The following is a 15,833-nucleotide window of genomic DNA, read 5'->3' as shown; positions in this document are numbered from 1 at the left end:
GTCACTCGAGATTTTTCCCGGCATTGAGCTTCTCGAACTGACGGAGGATCTCGTTGCCACGCTTGACCGCGTCATCCATCGCCTGCTGCGGCTGCTTCTGACCTGAAAAGACCGCCTCCACCTCCTGGCGCTGCGCCAGCATGGTCTGCACGAAATTGCCGAAGCGGAAGCCGCGCGAGTTCTCGTTGGGCGTTCCGCGCGACAATTGTAGCACGGCGATCTCACGGGTCGGATGATCCTTGTAATAGCCACGCTCGCGCGCCAGCTCGTAGGCGCGGTTGGTCGCTGGAACATAGCCGGTCGCGCCATGCCACCATACTTGGGTCTCCGGCTGGGCAACGAAGTTGAGGAACGCAGCCACCGCTTCGTAACGCTCCGGCGTGTGCCCCTTCAGCACCCAGATCGCGCCGCCGCCGATCGTGCTGTTGAGCGGTCGATCAATGTCGCTCTCATGCGGCAGGAACGTGGCGCTCCAGTTGATGGTGGCGTTGCGCTCGATATTGCCGTGTGATGCGGTCGAGTTGACGAAGGTCGAGCAGCGGCCGGAGGTGAAGAGCTGTTCCGGGCTAAACCCCTGCCCCGCGATCTGCATGATGCCATCGTCGAGCCACTTCTTTAAGCGAGCTACCTGCGAGACGACCTTGGTCCTGTTGTAGACGAACTCGGTACCGAGCCCGTCGAAGCCGTTGGCAAGCGTGCCATAGGGCTGGTTGTTGATGGCGCTGTAGTTCTCCAGGAGGCTCCAGTAGAAATCGCCGGGCAGCACGGTGCCGCATTCACTGATTCCCTTGGCCTTGATGGCATAGAGCTGCTTCTCCAGCTCCTGCCAGGTGTCGGCAGGCTTGTCGAAGCCCGCTTTCTGGAAATGATCCTTGTTGTACCAGAAGATCGGCGTCGAGGAGTTGAACGGCAGCGCCGACATCCTTCCCTTGTAGCTCCAGAAGCTCGCCACCGGCTTGATGAAATCGGCGAAATCGATCTTATAGCCCTGCTTCTCCAAGAGATCCTGCACCGGCACGACCGCCTCCGACAGCAGCATGGTCATGTAGCCGCGCTCGGCGATCTGCACCATTTCAGGCGGCCGCTTGGCGCGATAGGCGGCGATGACGCCGTTGGTCACCTCGTCGTAATTGCCCTTGGCAACCGCCACGACGGTGTATTTGTCCTGCGACTTGTTGAATTTATCGACCACCTCGTTGAGCCGGTCGCCCAGCACGCCACTCATCGCGTGCCACCACTGCACTTCTATACGCGCAGCCTGCGCCGAAGGCGCCAACGCCAAAACCGTGAACAAAACCGCCATGAATGATGCGCGCTTCATGGATGGTCCTCCCCTGTCAAAGCCCGGTCAACCGGCTGCCCCGGCGCCATTGAGCATTTGTATTCTTATAATGACATATGTGTCACGACGATGAAAGGGGCAGATTTGTTCCAGCGCGACGGCCCGTAACATCGCGGCGACAGACATGCGCCCTCGGCCGCAAGGCGGCATCCGGTTGGGTTGCGATAAGGCGCGTCGTTGGCCGGGTATCAATCAAGAGGCGCGTGGCGTGGCCCGGGGCACCGCGTGGAAGAGCGACGGCCGGCGCTAAAATCGATTCCGCCGCATCGCATATGATCTACTTTGGAAACAGCTTATCCCGGATGTAGCGCGAGGTCGGCGTAAGCCTGATCCCTCGCGGCTTTCGCCAGGCGACCTTGTCGATCTCCTTCTTGTCACCGATCTTCAATGGACCGGAGGCCTTCTTTGCAACGAAGATCGCGTCGCTCATCCTTCGACCGGTTTTCCGGTTCTTGCGCTTGACCTCTTTCCACAGTTTTACCGCCCCAAGCTTGAGCTTGGGCAGTTCTTCCCGGATTTCACGGTGAAGGCACTTCCTTTCGCTTTCCCCGTCCTGCTTGCGGCCGCCCGGAAACATCCAGAGCTTGTCACGCCGTCGCCTGACCAGCAGGACCCGCCCCTTCTTCGCCGCGACCAGTTTTGAAGCCTTCGTCATATCAGTCAGCCAACTCAATCAGGACCGGTTGATGATCGGACGCATCGGTCTTGCCGTTGACCTCGATGCGATCAATGCGGCCGACCAGATCCTCTGTCGCGAAAATGAAGTCGCGGCAATCGGGGCCCTGGGTCCATTGTGCGTGATCGTAGATTCCGCAAGTCGGTGCGCGCGGTCGATCCGGCTGACCGGCAGTCCAGGCGTCGCGATAGTTAAGGCCCGGCCGACCCGACCGGTCGATCAGCGCGTGCTGGGGATCGCTGACGTCAAAATTGAAATCGCCGCACATCAGGCTCGCGGCTGTGACGGTTTGGCTCTCGTAGGGCTCGTCGGGCTCCCCGGAAGGCGCCTTGGGGCTCGTCGAAGCATCCTCTTGCAAGTCCAGCAGGCGCATGATCTGCGCCTCGCGTTGGGCGACCGAATGAAATTCGAGATGGGTGTTGACAACGCGCAAATTGCCGAAGGCGGCCGTGACCGTCACCTCCAGCGCATTGCGCCGCATGCTGCGCACGCTGCCCGCGCCCGGCCACGGCAGGATGTGATTGTTGATCTGCACGATCGGCAGGCGCGACAGGGTCATGTTGCCGAAACGATGCAACTGACCGGCTTGATCGACGGTTTCGATCGCCGGCCGGAATATCGGCGTGTAGCCCGGAAGCAGCGCCGCGAGTTCTGCGCTCTGATCCCCGCCGCCGTCGTACTTGGAGAAATTCGAGCTCACCTCCTGGAAGCAGAAGACGTCCGCATCCAAGGTTTCCCTTGCGACGGCGACGATCCTTACGAGATCGGTCACACCGTCGCAGCCCTTGCCGCACTGAATGTTCCAGGTGAGAAGTCGCATCAACGGATTCCTGCACGCATGAAGGATTGGACGAACTGTCGCTGGAAAAGCAGGAACGCGATCAAGAGCGGCGCCATGGTCATCACCGTTGCCGCCGTGATGACCGACCAATCCACGCCGGTCTCGGGTGCACCGAACACCGCGAGCCCCACGGTGAGTGGTCGCGCCTCTACCGAGTTGGTGACGATCAGCGGCCACAGAAAGTTGTTCCAGTGGTAGCTCACCGAGACGAGGCCAAAGGCCACATAGGTCGGACGCGCCAGCGGGACGTAGACCCGCCACAAAATTCCAAGCGGTCCCGCCCCTTCGACGCGGGCGGCCTCAACCAGCTCCTGCGGGACGCTCTTAAAAGTCTGTCGCAGCAGGAAGATACCGAAGGCGCTGGCAAGATAGGGCAGCGCGATCGCGGGGATGGTGTCCAGCAATCCGAGCTTGGCGATCGCCCGATAGTTCTCGACAATCAACACGTCGGGCATGATCATCAATTGCAGCAGCACGAGCGCAAAGGCGACGCCGCTGCCCCTGAACCTGAAGCGCGCAAAGGCGTAGGCCGCCAGCGTCGACAGGATGAGCTGCCCGACCAGGACCAGGGTTACCAGGATGATCGTATTGAGGTAGTAGCGGGCAAATGGCGCCTGCTTCCAGGCCCGCGCAAAATTCTCCAGCGTCCAGGGCGCGGACAGACTGAACGACGTCGCATAGGCGGCCGGATGCAGCGCGCTCCAGAACGCATAGGCCAGCGGCGCGAGCCAGACCAAGGCCAGAAGCCAGGCTGCAACCGCCTCTACGGGATGCGTCCGGCCTCTCATTGATAGTGGATCCTGCGATCGAGATAGCCGAATTTTACAAGCGCAACCGCGCTCAGCAGGATCAGAAGCACCACGGTCAGCGTCGCAGCGTAGGACGCATCCTGGAACGTGAAGGCGACCTCATAGATGTAGTAAAGCAACAGCGTGCTGGCGTTGTTGGGGCCGCCCTTGGTCATGATGACGAGATGATCGACCAGCTTGAACGAGTTGATGACAGCGTTGATCGCCACGAACAGCGTGGTCGGCATCAGCAGCGGGAACGTGATGCGGCGGAATATGTACCAGCGGCTCGCGCCCTCGATCGAGGCAGCCTCGTCGAGATCGGGCGAGAGCTGCTGAAGGGCTGCGAGATAGAAGATCATGAAGAAGCCGGCTTCCTTCCAGATCACCATCACGACCAGGCAGCCCATCACGGTCGAAGGATCGCCGAGCCAATTCCGGCCGCCGAGACCGAACAGGCTGCGCAATTGGTCGAGCAACCCGTAATCCGGCGTGTAGAAGAACAGCCAGATGTTGGCGACCGCGATCATCGGCAGCACCGTCGGCGTGAAATAGGCCAGGCGCAGGAAGCCGCGGCCACGCATGTTGCGATTGACCCAGATCGCCATGATAAGCGCGAGCGCAATCGAGGTCGGGATGGTGCCAAGCGCGAACCAGAAATTGTTGACCAGCGCCTTCCAGAAGATCGGATCGGCCGCCATGGCCTGATAGTTGTCGAGGCCGACGAAAGCTTCCGTGCCATTCCGCTTGGTGACGAACAGCGAGTGCCGGATCGTCGCCAGGATCGGATAATGGGTGAACCCGACCAGCAGGACCGCCGCCGGCAACAGCAGCAGCCAGGCGTTCACCGCATTCCACCACGCCTGCGATCCAGCGCGGCGCGGAGTGATCTTCGATGTGGCGACGATCTCTGACATCCCTGAGCCGGCGGGATGGCGGCAAGCCGCCATCCTGCCGTTCCCCTTACTTGTAGGTGCGCAGCACGCGGTCAGCCTGTGCTTGCGCGGAAGCCAGCGCCTCCTGCGGCTTCTGCGAGCTGGTGATCGCGGCTTGGATCGCATCGTTCACGAACTTGTAGATGCGGCCATTCTCGTGCACCGAGAGCTCGGGCACTGCGTGCTCGAGCTGATCGCGCGCGACGGTCGCCTGCGGGAAGCCCTTGGCGTACTCCTCCATCGCCTTGGTCTTGTAGGCAGCCGGCGACACGGCGACATAACCGGTCTTCATGCTCCATTCCGCCGCACGCTCAGGCGCCGTCATCCACTGGATGAACTTGACGGCAGCCTTCTGCTGCTCGGGCGACGCGCTCTTGAAGATATAGAAGCTGCCGCCGCCGGTCGGCGAGCCCCGGCGTTCCTTGGCCGGAAGCATAGCCACGCCAAACGGGAATTTTGCGGCGTCCTTGACGGCTGTGAGGTTACCCGTGGTGTGCCACATCATCGCCGTCTTGCCTTCGAGGAAGTCGGTGCGCAGCGTGGCCCAGTCGATGCTGCCGGCAGGCGCGACATTGTGCTTGCGCGACAGGTCGACCCAATAGTCGAGCGCCGCGACCGTCTTCGGCGTTGTCAGATAGACCTCGTTGCCCGTCTCGTTCATCATCTTCTGCCCGTTTTCGATGGCGAGGGCCTGGAGCATCCAGTAGCCATAGCCGGTCGAGGGGATTTCGACGCCCCAGCGCGTGGTGTTGCCGGAGGCGTCCTTTTTGATCAGCTTCTTCGACATCTCCACCATTTCGTCCCAGGACGCCGGTGCCTTCTCGGGATCAAGACCGGCCTCCTTGAAGGCGTCCTTGTTCCAGTACAGCACGATGGTGGAACGCTGGAACGGGATGCTCCAGGTCTTGCCGTCGATCTGCCCGTTCGCCATGAACGCCGGATAAAATTCCTTGAACCACGCCTTGTCGCTGATGAGGCCGTCGATCGGCACGATCGCGTTCTCGTCCATCAGCGTGAAGACGTCGGTGGACAGCAGCACCGACAGTTGCGGCGGCTGGCCGCCCTTCATGGCCGTCATTGCCTTGGTCATCGTGTCCGTGTAATTGCCGGCGTAGACGGCCGTGACCTTGATGTCCGCATTCTCCTTCTCGAAGCGGGAGACCATGTCGTCGATGATCTTGGTGACGGGACCTCCGACCGCGACCGGATAGTACATCGTCAAATCCACCGCGGCCGCCGGACGGGCACCCATGGACAGCGCAGCAAACGTGGCCGCCATCAACATTGTTCGTCGCGCAAACATCTTGTCAGTCTCCCTCGTTATGCTCTGCAGCCGCCGTGGCTATTGGCTGGATGCCAGCAGGCCCTCTTGGACGATGTTTTCCAGCCGGGTTTCCGAGCCAGGATCGAACCGGTGCTCGTGACCTGGATCCCAGGCGATCCTGATATCCTCGCCGGGCTGGACCTTGCTAAAGCCATCCAATCGAACCGAAATTGGCTGACCGTCGATCTCGCACAGGACGATGCTGTCGGCACCGAGATGCTCGACGGCCTTGACGCGTGCACCGTGATCCCCACCCTGTACGATGCGGATGTGCTCCGGCCGGATGCCGATCAAGCGATCGCCCCGGCGCAGAAGATTCATCGGTGGTGTCCCGATGAACCGCGCCGTGAAAGCCGTGGCCGGACGATTGTAGAGCTCCTCCGGTGAGCCGTTCTGCTCGATGCGCCCGTCACGCATCAGCACGACACGGTCGGCCATCGTCATGGCTTCTGTCTGGTCATGGGTGACGTAAACCATCGTCATGCCGAGACGTTGTTGCAGCGCGCGGATCTCGGTGCGCATCTCGTGCCGCAGCTTTGCGTCCAGATTTGAAAGCGGCTCGTCCATGAGGCAGACCCGCGCCTCCGCGATGATGGCGCGGCCGAGTGCCACGCGCTGGCGCTGACCGCCGGACAGTTGCGAGGGCTTGCGTTCCAGGAGGTGCGAAAGGCCAACGATGTCGGCCACCCGACGGAGCCGTTCGTCCCGCTCGGCGCGCGATACGCGCCGCACGCGCAGACCGAACACGATATTCTCGGCCACGCTCAAATGCGGAAACAGCGCATAGGACTGGAAGACCATGGAAATCTTCCGCTGCGCTGGGGAGAGGCGCGTTACATCCATACCGCCGATCGTGATCGTGCCGCCATCGGGCTCTTCAAGACCCGCGATCAATCGAAGCGTGGTGGATTTGCCGCAACCAGAAGGTCCGAGCAGCACCAGCAGCGAGCCTTCCTCCGCCGTCAGACTTATATCGTCGACGGCGCGCATCGTCCCCCAGAACTTGGAGACGTGGCTCAGCGCGATAGCAGACATGATGTCATCGCTTTCGGCAGTGGTGATTTCAGCGGAATGCAGTCGTCACGCAAACGCGGCGCGTTTTGTGCGCGCGGAGCGGCCCAAGGTCGGTCCCGGCATCCCGACCGATCCATCCGTCGTCCTCCCATGGCCACGCAACCTTCATCGGCGCAGCGATTATAATGTTCATATGAACATAATGTGACGTCATGTGAAACAGAAAATTGCGCCCCGACCGTTCAAATGATACTTTGGTCGGCACGGAGAGCCCATGCTCAAAACGCCCACGGCACGACAGGCCCACATTCTGGAGATTGTGCGAGAGAAAGGGTTCGCCTCGATCGAACACCTCGCGAAGCACTTTGACGTGACCCAGCAGACCATTCGGCGTCTCGTGAATGCGCTGTGCGACCAGGGACTGCTGCGGCGAATCCACGGCGGCGTCGGCCTGCCCGTGCAGAACCAGAATCTCGCTTATGGAAGCAGGCAGGGACTGAACGCCGATGCGAAACGTCGCATCGCGCATGCGACCGCAAGATTCATCCCCGACGGGGCCTCGATCATGATCGGCCTCGGCACGACGCCTGAATACGTTGCCCAGGCATTATCCCGTCGCCAGGATTTGCGTGTCATCACCAACAATCTGAATGTGGCCGCGGCGTTCGCGCAAAACCCCGATGTGGAAATCTCGATCGCAGGCGGCACGCTTCGCCCGCTCGACCGCGATATCGTCGGCGAAGCCGCCGTCCGTTTCTTCTCGGGCTTTCGCGCCGACTACGGCATCTTCGGGGTCGGCGGTGTTGACCAGGACGGCACGCTGCTCGATTTTCACTCTGACGAGGTTGAGGCGCGGCAAGCCATTGTTGCCAATTCGCGAACCGCCTTGCTTGTGGCCGACATTACCAAATTCGGCCGCAACGCGACGGTGCGCGGCGGACATCTCGACGATTGCCATCACTTCTTCACCGATGGCCCATTGCCACTAGCCTTCCAGCCGATCACCGCCCGATACGCCGATCGCATTCACGTAACGGCCCCCGACCGAGTGGCCCAGTAGCGTCGGCAGGCATTCCTCGATGCGCATATCGCGGGTCGCAAGATCCAGCTCGGTGAAGCAGCAGTGCTTAAGCCCGAAGCGCGAGCGAAACTGTAAAATGACCTGCAAAATGAGGGCACCCCACCGCGCCACGCTAGATGCTAGGTGCTTGATTAAAATGGTGGGCGCACCAGGGCTCGAACCTGGGGCCCGCTGATTGGGAGTCAGTTGCTCTATCCTAGTGCGCCGCGTCCTTGATCGAATAGGTCACAAGCGCAGCTACGCGAATGCGCAGCGAGGATCGGCACTTTCCGCGACCGATCTACCGCTTCAGAGAACCCCGCTCACGCTGGCTGTCGCGAGATCTTTTTTGATTTCCCGGTGCACATGTCGCGCGCACGCAGCCCTCTAACCAGTTGAAACAACTAAACTCTCGCTCCAGTCTATCATGGGGGCGACGGAAAACTTGAATCTTTGTAAATTCAACAGCTTGATCTTGATTTCAGCTCGCGCAGCCCGCAGTACCGCTTCCGACGGAGCCCTTTTGTCGATCGAGCGCATTTCGCAGAAGCGCTGGTCGAACCAGGAGAGAGAGCGGCTGGAATTACTCAAAACGAGCGATCGCAAACGAAGTCAGATCGATATGGTTGCGCCCCATGGTCAATCGTTCGGCAACCACATCACCGATTCCGGCGGAGTGCTTGAAACCGTGGCCGGAACATGCCGAGACCACGAAAATGCGATCATGGCGGGGATGGTGATCGATGATGAAACCTCGATCGGGCGTGACGGTGTAGAGACAGGCGGCTGCCTGGGCAACACGAGGCGTTGCACCCGCCAACCGAGCGTGCACGTGCCTTCGGTACATCTCGGCGGACTCCTCCGGATCGACCTCGCGGTTGATGGTGTCAGCGGTGGTCCGCGTCTCATATTGCTCGGTCGCGACCTTGATGCGGCGATCGCCTGGCAGCGGCGGAAAGCCATAGAGGTAGTCGACGTCGGTCGCGCCATGCATCCAGATGAACGCCGGCGCGTCAGGCCCATAAGCTGCGAGATCATCAAGCTCGTACCAGTGAAGAACCTGACGATTGACGGTCAGCAGGCGATCGAACGGCGCTCCCAGCAGGGGCGCCGTCCAGCCACCGGCCGTGACCACCGCCTGCCGTGCCTCGATCGTTCCGCTCGAGGTCTCGACACGAACCATGCCGTGCTGGTCGACTGAATGAACCTCAACGCCGGTCCGGATTTGTGCGCCGAGCTGCGAGGCGCGGCTCAGTTGCGCCGAGATGCAGCGCTCGGGAAAAACATATCCGCCGCCAGGTTCATAGTAAGCCTTCTCGTTTCCTGCGAGGCCCAGGAATTGCGGGAATCTGCGGGCAACTTCCGTACCGTCGAGAATTTCGTGCTCGATGCCGAACTCGCGAGCGACCTCGACCGAGCGCGCGACGAAGTCCGGTTTGCCATGGTGCGAGGTCGGTCCCGTGCCGGGCCCCATGACCAGAACGCCACAATCATTCAGCAGCCTCTCTCCGGTATCTGCTTCGAGCTCGCGCCAGATCCGATGGGAGTTGAGGACGAGTGGAGCGTAGACGCCCCCCTCACCGACCGCCTGCCGCGTGATACGGGTTTCGCCGTGGCTCGACCCCATACGGTGTGGGGGCGCGAAACGATCGATTCCGATCGCATGCACGCCGCGCTTGGCCAATTGGTAAAGGATTGCACTGCCCATCGCGCCAAGGCCTACGACAACGAAATCTGCTTGCTCGGTCATGGCGTGCTCTCCGGGTTCGAGTCTGAAGTATTGACCATTGTAGAGGCGTCGCGATCCGCGATCGACGGAGACGAGGGCTCAAATCAGGCGACCTTTTTCAACCGCTTGAATCGCTCCATCCGGAACGGAGCCGGATCGACACAAGCTTTCGATCCGGTCACCAAATCGGCCATCAACGCGCCGGCGCCCGGGCCGATACCGAAACCGTGACCGGAAAAACCTGTTGCGAGATAGAAGCCGGGAATGGAGCCGACCGGCGCAATGACCGGAACGGCATCCGGCGTAACGTCCATCAAGCCGGCCCACATCTTTGTGATCTTGGCGTCGCCGAATACCGGGAACGCCTCGCGCAGATGGCGAACGCCCCCTTGAACGAAGCGCCACGACGGATCGGGATCGAGAATGCGGACCTGTTCGAAAGGCGTAACTTCGTCGCTCCGCCAGCTTCGCGCCATCGACAGCTCGCGAAGAAACTGACCGCCGATGCGAAGCGTCAGCTCATTCCAGCTCTTGATGAGCGTCGGCGTATAGTCGCAGAACAAACGGAAGCTGTCCGGCGTGATTGGCGCAATATTTGCGTTGCGCTGGGCGACGGTGAACCCGCCGTCCAGACGGCGACGGAAAGCGAAGTTGCCCGCGCCAACTGCGAAATCCGGAACGCCGTCGACCGAGGACAGGCGGACGACGCTGCCGAGGATCTTCAGGACCGGCAGATCGATGCCCATGTTGCCAGCGAACAGCCGCGACCAGGCTCCCCCCGCCAGAACCACGGAGGAGCAGCGGATCTCACCGCGCTCGGTCACGCAGCCGCTCACCCGGCCGGCCGATCGCTCGATGGAGCGGACCGCGCAATTGGTGAGGATGTGCGCGCCTGTGGCGGCCGCGGCCCGCGCCATCGCCGGGACTGCGATAAAGGGCTCGGCCTTGCCGTCGCTCGGCGTGTGCAACGCGGCGCGGAACGGCTTCGCCGCTCCGGGAATGAGCGTCTTCAGCACCTCGCCGCTGACGAGGCGGGAATCCAGACCCAACGGGGCGGCATGCTCCAGCCACTCCTCATACATCGCGACGTCGGCATCGGTGTCGCAGAGGTACGCGATGCCCGTCTGTCGAAAGCCCGTTTCGCCGGCGATGCGCGCGTTCATGCCACGCCAGAGCCGGAGACTTTCCATGGCAAGCGGCAACTCGGCCGGATCGCGCCCCATCTGGCGGACCCAGCCCCAGTTTCGCGACGACTGCTCCGCTCCGATCAACCCCTTTTCGCACAAGGCCACGCTGACGCCGCGCTCGGCCAGCGAGAGCGCCGTCGAGACGCCGATGATGCCGCCGCCGATGACGACGACGTCCACCTTCGCGGGCAGCTCTTGCGGGGTGACAACGAAGTCGGGAATTATTCGGGACAAATTGTCCTCCTGCAAAGGAGCAGATGGAAGGCGAAGCGAATCATGTGCGCCTTGCTGCCCGGAAACCGGCCATCCATGTCAGCGCCCCGGGCGGTCGAGGAAATCGCGCAGGCGATACCAGCCGGCAAAAAGCGGCACGAACCACGGCTTGCCGGCATAGAACGGCACAGCGGTGAATTCGTCCCGATCAAAGGCAGACGGCATGTTCTGCTCGCCGAGAATCTTCCGCGCCGTCTGGTAGCCGAGATACGTCATCAGCGCGACGCCGTTGCCGTTGCAGCCGGCTGCGAAGTCCGTGCCGTCGCGGGCACCGAGATGGGCAAGCTTGTCGACCGTCATCGCCACACGCCCGCTCCAGGCATGGGTGATCTTCACACCTGCAAGCTGAGGCCAGATCGTCAGCATGCGCGCATAGAGCCGCTTGGCGGCAAGCTTATCCGGCATGTCGAAGATGCCCGGGCGCGAACCGAACAGAAGTCGCGTCCCGTCGGGTGACGGCCTTGTGTAGATCAGGTCGCGGCGCGTGTCCGACACCATGCGGGCCTGCGGAATGAGCTCGGCGAGCAGATCAGCCGGCAGCGGCTCGGTGGCAATCTGATAGCTCTTCACCGGCACGATGCGGCTGGCGAGCCCCGGCGTCGCATCGGCGGCGGTGTAGCCGTTGGTGGCTGCGACGACGTGCGCGGCCCGGATGCTGCCCCGCGCGGTCGGCACGATCTTCTCGCCACCCGCGCCATCCTGCACCATACCCGCGCGCGCATGCGAACGCAGCATGACACCGGCGGTGCGCGCACGGTCGCGCAGCGCCTTGTGATACTTGCCCGGGTGCAGACCGCCATATTGGTCGATCACCATGCCGCCATGATAATAGTCCGAACCGATCGCGGCCCGCTGCTGCGCCCGATCCAGAAAGCGCACGGTGACGCCGGTTTTCTCCGCCAGCAGCGCGCCGTGTCGCTTCAGGGTTTCGTAGTTGCCCGCCGCGTGAGCGCCGAAAAAGCGGCCCGTGAGCGCGAGCCCGGCGTCAAGCTTCTCGGTCTCGACCAACATCTTCAGATAATCGAAGCTCTCGTTGCTTTCGCCGATCAGGCGCGAGAACAGCGCCGGATCGATCCCCTTGATCGCGCCGCCAACGACCAGCTTCTGGCCGCTCGACACCATGCCGCCCGACCGCGTCGAGGCTCCCTCTCCGATCCGGTCGCCGTCGATGACGACGACCGAACGCCCGGCGCGCGCCAGATGGGTCGCCGCATTCAGCCCCGCATAGCCCGAGCCAATGACCACGACGTCGGCGCGTTCCGGCAAGGGATCGAGATCGGTTTCCGGTTCGGCAGCCTCCCACCAATAGGGCGTCTCCTTGAAGTCCTTGGCATAGATATCGTCAAAGCGCGGCATGATGGATCGAGCCTTTCCGGCTTGTCTTTTCTTTGAACGTGAGACGGCGCGATCAGAGAACCTGACCGAGGAATTCGCGCGTGCGCGGATCTTGCGGATTATCGAAGAGTTCTGCAGGCGGCGCACTCTCCACGATCAGGCCATGATCGGTGAAGCAGACGCGCTGCGAGACCTCCCGGGCGAACTTCATCTCGTGCGTCACGAGAATGCAGGTGAGACCTTCCTCCACCAGCTCGCGGATGGCAAAGAGCACGTCCTTCACAGTTTCAGGATCGAGCGCCGCCGTCACCTCGTCGAACAGGATGACCTCCGGCTGCATCGCGAGCGCGCGGGCGATCGCCACGCGCTGCTGCTGCCCGCCGGAGAGCTGCCCCGGATAGCTGTCCGCCTTCTCGGCGAGACGCACCTTCTTCAGGAGCTTGCGGGCGCGCTCCTCGACTTCGGCGCGGTCGTGTCCGAGAACCTGGACGGGCGCCATCATGATGTTTTGCAGTGCTGTGCGATGCGGAAACAGGTTGTACTGCTGGAACACCATCGCCACCTGATGGCGCAACGGCCGCATCGCCTTTTCCGACTTCATTTCGTGCACGCGATGCGCACCGACGCGAATAAAGCCTTCGTCGATGGGAAACAGGCCATTAATGCAGCGCAGGATGGTGGACTTGCCCGATCCGGAGGGGCCGATGATGCAGACGGCCTCCCCCTTCTGCACGAACATCGAAATGCCCTTGAGGACCTGGAAGTCGCCGAAGGACTTGCGGACGTTGTCGAGCTCGATCAGCGCCTCGATGCGGCTCACAGGTTGTCTCCCTTCACGGCACGTTCCCGCCGGCGCGCCAGGGCCGCGATCGGATAGCAGTAGGCGATGAACAGGAAGAGGACGGTCAGATAGAAGTAGACGATCACGCGCTCGTTCTCCGTGGCCAGCAAAGTGTTCAGAATCGTCAGCACGTCCTGGATGCCGGTGACCGTGGCGAGCGCGGTCGCGATCATGAGCAGCGCGTAGAGATTCATCCAGCCCGGAATCATGCGCCGCATGGCCTGCGGCATGATCACGTGGCGGTAGATCTGGCCGGTGGTGTAGCCGAGCGAGCGGGCCGCCTCCCACTGGCCGCTGTGAATGGACTGGACCGCGCCGCGGATGACCTCGGAGAAATTCGCCGCCGTCGGCAGCGCAAGGCCAATCACGGCTTTCACGAATGGCGGGAACGGAACGATCGCGCCGAAGATGCGCATCTCGAAGGGCAGGAAATAGAGCGTAGCGAAGAGCAGAACGAGCCAGGGTGAATTGCGCAGGAAGTTCACCAACAGGAGCGAAACGATCCGGATCGGTTCGAACCGCGCGAGCGTCCCAAGCCCCATAACTGTGCCAAGCGCCGTCGCCAGAACCATCGACGCAACGGAAAGAAGAATATTGAGGATGAAACCGCCGGTGACCGGCCAACCGGTTGCGGAGCCGGTCAGAAGCACGGGAAGCCGCACCATCACTCGGGTCCAGTACGCCGAGCCGCCCGTCGCGGCATCGACACCAATCCAGACCACCACACCAAGGGCGATCAGCAACTGAACAGCGCGCTTCTTGTCCTCGTAGTGGAGCACCAAACCTGTCATCAATGCCCCCTTCCATAACCAGGGAAGGCCATGAAGGCTTCGAGCCTTGCCATCGCGAATGTCAGAATGGACACCAGCGTCACGTAGATGAGGAGCACGAGGATCATCACTTCCAGCGTACGAAACGTGTCGTTGTAAATCTGCCCGGCGTAGTACATGAGCTCCGGCACGGTGATGACGGACGCCTGCGACGTCGTCTTGAAGAGGTTGGTCAGGATGTTCGTCAGTCCCGGCAGGCAGATGCGGGTCGCGATCGGTGCCTCGATGCGCCAGAACCGGGCCCATCGGCCATACCCGAGTGAGCGCGCCGCATCGACGATCGAGCGCGGCATGGTTTCGATCCCCGAGCGAAAGGTTTCTATGGCCAGCGCCCCGCCGAAGAGACTGAGCGAAATCGCAGCGCAGGCGAAGGCACTGAGCAGCGGCACCGACAGCCCGGTTGAAGGATCGGTCACCTTGAGGCCGAGGGTCGAGAGGGTGAAATAGGCAAACAGCATCTGCAACAGCGGCGGCGTGTTGCGGAACACCTCGACGAACAGCTCGATCAAGGCATCGAGCCAGAATATCCGCAGCGTGAGGCCGAGGGCCCCCAGCATGCCGATGAGGATGGCGGCACTCGACGAGAGCGCCGCCAGCTTCAGCGTGTTGACGACACCGATGAGCAGCCATCGCTGGTACGCTGGATCCGCGAGCCAGGAATAGTCGAGACCTAACAAGGGCTGCTGCTCCGTGTCCGTCAGTTCTTCTTCGCAGACGCAGCCTTTGCCCGCGCAGCGATGTAGTCGGAGTGCGGCATGCCGAACTCGGTTTCCCACGCAATCAGCTTGCCTTCGGCCTCGGCCTTCCCGATGGCCTTGTCGACGGCCTGGCGGAACTCCGCGTCGTCCTTGCGGACGCCGCCGGCCATCGGCTGGAATTCATAGGGGGCAACGGCGACCTTGTAGTTCGCCCATTCGGGCTCCTTGAGTTTCTGCTGAAGCGTCATGTCGTCGAAGACGAAGCCGATGCAGCGATTATCCTTCAGCGCGCGATAAGCTTCCGGCTGCGTCTTGAAGGCGACGAGCGTGATGCCGAACTCCTCGGTCATCTTCTTGTTGTAGTAGGAGCCCTGGATTCCGCAGATCGACTTGCCCTTCAGTTCTTCCCATTTTGAGATCGTCGCTTCCTTGGCCATCAGCACTGATGGGCCGGCGGCGGAAACGTATTCCGTCGTGAAGTCGATGACCTTGGCGCGCTCGGCCGTGACGCCGAGTGTGGCGAAGATCGCATCGATGCGGCCTGCGGTCAGGAAATCGATGCGATTGGCAGCGATGACCGGCACGAGTTCGATCTTGTCCTCGGAGCCGAGAAGCTCCTTGGCTACATACTTCGCCAGCGAGACCTCGAAGCCGACGACTTCACTTTTGTCGTTCAAATAGCCGTAGGGCACGTAGTCGTTCTTCACGCCGACGATCAGCTTGCCGCGTGCCTTGACGTTCTCGAGCGTGCCCGCCACGGCGGCGCCACCCGCAAAGACAGCGGCGAGCGCGAGAGCGGAAACGCCCATCATCCTTTTGAAGCGTGTCATCCTGTTCCTCTGGATAAATCACGGCCTTCCGGCGCCGTTGCCTCGGCGCCGCGTCAGCCATTAGCCCTGTGCACCTGCAGAAATCAGATCGCTCAAAGAATATGCATCCCTCTTGAGCGACCTAATTTTC

At 61.9% G+C, this 15,833-nt stretch carries 15 protein-coding genes; 1 reads left to right on the top strand and 14 read right to left on the bottom strand.

The window, feature by feature from the left end; translation table 11 throughout:
- Position 1: 1 nt before the first annotated feature.
- The 7 genes from NLM15_RS17035 to NLM15_RS17005 form a co-directional block, all read right to left on the bottom strand.
- Positions 2 to 1,321 (bottom strand): extracellular solute-binding protein, encoded by a 1,320-nt coding sequence (locus NLM15_RS17035; RefSeq protein ID WP_254118217.1) that lies wholly within the window; start codon positions 1,319 to 1,321, stop codon positions 2 to 4.
- A 298-nt stretch (positions 1,322 to 1,619) separates the two neighbouring features.
- Positions 1,620 to 1,997 carry an NUDIX hydrolase gene (locus NLM15_RS17030; RefSeq protein ID WP_254118215.1) on the bottom strand — a complete coding sequence of 126 codons (378 nt, stop codon included), beginning with the start codon at positions 1,995 to 1,997 and terminating at the stop codon, positions 1,620 to 1,622.
- 1 nt (position 1,998) lies between these two features.
- Positions 1,999 to 2,949, bottom strand: a complete 951-nt coding sequence (locus tag NLM15_RS17025) for an endonuclease/exonuclease/phosphatase family protein (protein ID WP_254118213.1) — start codon at positions 2,947 to 2,949, stop codon at positions 1,999 to 2,001.
- Positions 2,838 to 3,647 carry a carbohydrate ABC transporter permease gene (locus NLM15_RS17020; RefSeq protein WP_254118211.1) on the bottom strand — a complete coding sequence of 270 codons (810 nt, stop codon included), beginning with the start codon at positions 3,645 to 3,647 and terminating at the stop codon, positions 2,838 to 2,840. Before NLM15_RS17020 ends, NLM15_RS17025 begins: the two co-directional genes overlap by 112 nt.
- Positions 3,644 to 4,564, bottom strand: a complete 921-nt coding sequence (locus NLM15_RS17015; RefSeq protein ID WP_254118209.1) for a carbohydrate ABC transporter permease — start codon at positions 4,562 to 4,564, stop codon at positions 3,644 to 3,646. Before NLM15_RS17015 ends, NLM15_RS17020 begins: the two co-directional genes overlap by 4 nt.
- A 46-nt stretch (positions 4,565 to 4,610) precedes the next feature.
- Positions 4,611 to 5,867 carry an ABC transporter substrate-binding protein gene (locus NLM15_RS17010; RefSeq protein ID WP_254124266.1) on the bottom strand — a complete coding sequence of 419 codons (1,257 nt, stop codon included), beginning with the start codon at positions 5,865 to 5,867 and terminating at the stop codon, positions 4,611 to 4,613.
- A gap of 57 nt (positions 5,868 to 5,924) precedes the next feature.
- Complete coding sequence (locus tag NLM15_RS17005; RefSeq protein ID WP_254118208.1) at positions 5,925 to 6,941, bottom strand: ABC transporter ATP-binding protein; 1,017 nt, start codon at positions 6,939 to 6,941, stop codon at positions 5,925 to 5,927.
- A gap of 253 nt (positions 6,942 to 7,194) precedes the next feature.
- On the opposite strand from NLM15_RS17005, the gene NLM15_RS17000 reads away from it, so the two are divergent.
- Positions 7,195 to 7,980 (top strand): DeoR/GlpR family DNA-binding transcription regulator, encoded by a 786-nt coding sequence (locus NLM15_RS17000; protein ID WP_254118206.1) that lies wholly within the window; start codon positions 7,195 to 7,197, stop codon positions 7,978 to 7,980.
- 583 nt (positions 7,981 to 8,563) lie between these two features.
- Here the strand turns inward: NLM15_RS17000 and solA are convergent.
- The 7 genes from solA to NLM15_RS16965 all read right to left on the bottom strand — a co-directional run bounded on the left by solA (position 8,564) and on the right by NLM15_RS16965 (position 15,703).
- On the bottom strand, positions 8,564 to 9,730 hold the full coding sequence (solA, locus tag NLM15_RS16995) for an N-methyl-L-tryptophan oxidase (protein WP_254118204.1): 1,167 nt from the start codon (positions 9,728 to 9,730) through the stop codon (positions 8,564 to 8,566).
- A gap of 83 nt (positions 9,731 to 9,813) precedes the next feature.
- The gene (locus NLM15_RS16990) at positions 9,814 to 11,130 is read right to left on the bottom strand and encodes an FAD-binding oxidoreductase (protein ID WP_254118203.1); all 1,317 of its coding nucleotides are present in this window, start codon (positions 11,128 to 11,130) and stop codon (positions 9,814 to 9,816) included.
- Positions 11,131 to 11,208: 78 nt separating this feature from the next.
- Positions 11,209 to 12,525, bottom strand: a complete 1,317-nt coding sequence (locus tag NLM15_RS16985) for an FAD-binding oxidoreductase (protein WP_254118202.1) — start codon at positions 12,523 to 12,525, stop codon at positions 11,209 to 11,211.
- A gap of 52 nt (positions 12,526 to 12,577) precedes the next feature.
- Entirely contained in the window at positions 12,578 to 13,324 is a 747-nt protein-coding gene (locus NLM15_RS16980; protein ID WP_309143600.1) for an amino acid ABC transporter ATP-binding protein, read from the bottom strand.
- Positions 13,321 to 14,136: an amino acid ABC transporter permease gene (locus NLM15_RS16975; RefSeq protein ID WP_254118201.1), complete on the bottom strand. Its 816-nt coding sequence runs from the start codon at positions 14,134 to 14,136 to the stop codon at positions 13,321 to 13,323. Before NLM15_RS16975 ends, NLM15_RS16980 begins: the two co-directional genes overlap by 4 nt.
- A complete protein-coding gene (locus NLM15_RS16970) occupies positions 14,136 to 14,852 on the bottom strand; it encodes an amino acid ABC transporter permease (protein WP_254118200.1) in 717 nt (238 codons plus the stop codon). The genes NLM15_RS16975 and NLM15_RS16970 overlap by 1 nt, the downstream gene beginning before the upstream one ends.
- Positions 14,853 to 14,872: 20 nt before the next feature.
- A complete protein-coding gene (locus tag NLM15_RS16965) occupies positions 14,873 to 15,703 on the bottom strand; it encodes a transporter substrate-binding domain-containing protein (RefSeq protein ID WP_254118199.1) in 831 nt (276 codons plus the stop codon).
- Between the last annotated feature and the right edge of the window lie 130 nt (positions 15,704 to 15,833).

This window comes from Bradyrhizobium sp. CCGB20, from assembly GCF_024199855.1.
Classification (GTDB): domain Bacteria; phylum Pseudomonadota; class Alphaproteobacteria; order Rhizobiales; family Xanthobacteraceae; genus Bradyrhizobium.
Note: the sequence above shows the minus strand (reverse complement) of the source record. Positions and strands in the feature narration are given on the sequence as shown.

Bases quoted from the DNA above. Each gene is read 5' to 3' on its own strand.
- NLM15_RS16965 (WP_254118199.1), bottom strand. From the start codon at position 15,703: ATGACACGCTTCAAAAGGATGATGGGCGTTTCCGCTCTCGCGCTCGCC.
- NLM15_RS17010 (WP_254124266.1), bottom strand. From the start codon at position 5,867: ATGTTGATGGCGGCCACGTTTGCTGCGCTGTCCATGGGTGCCCGTCCG.
- NLM15_RS17005 (WP_254118208.1), bottom strand. From the start codon at position 6,941: ATGTCTGCTATCGCGCTGAGCCACGTCTCCAAGTTCTGGGGGACGATG.
- NLM15_RS17015 (WP_254118209.1), bottom strand. From the start codon at position 4,564: ATGTCAGAGATCGTCGCCACATCGAAGATCACTCCGCGCCGCGCTGGA.
- solA (WP_254118204.1), bottom strand. From the start codon at position 9,730: ATGACCGAGCAAGCAGATTTCGTTGTCGTAGGCCTTGGCGCGATGGGC.
- NLM15_RS17020 (WP_254118211.1), bottom strand. From the start codon at position 3,647: ATGAGAGGCCGGACGCATCCCGTAGAGGCGGTTGCAGCCTGGCTTCTG.
- NLM15_RS17000 (WP_254118206.1), top strand. From the start codon at position 7,195: ATGCTCAAAACGCCCACGGCACGACAGGCCCACATTCTGGAGATTGTG.
- NLM15_RS17030 (WP_254118215.1), bottom strand. From the start codon at position 1,997: ATGACGAAGGCTTCAAAACTGGTCGCGGCGAAGAAGGGGCGGGTCCTG.
- NLM15_RS16975 (WP_254118201.1), bottom strand. From the start codon at position 14,136: ATGACAGGTTTGGTGCTCCACTACGAGGACAAGAAGCGCGCTGTTCAG.
- NLM15_RS16985 (WP_254118202.1), bottom strand. From the start codon at position 12,525: ATGCCGCGCTTTGACGATATCTATGCCAAGGACTTCAAGGAGACGCCC.
- NLM15_RS17035 (WP_254118217.1), bottom strand. From the start codon at position 1,321: ATGAAGCGCGCATCATTCATGGCGGTTTTGTTCACGGTTTTGGCGTTG.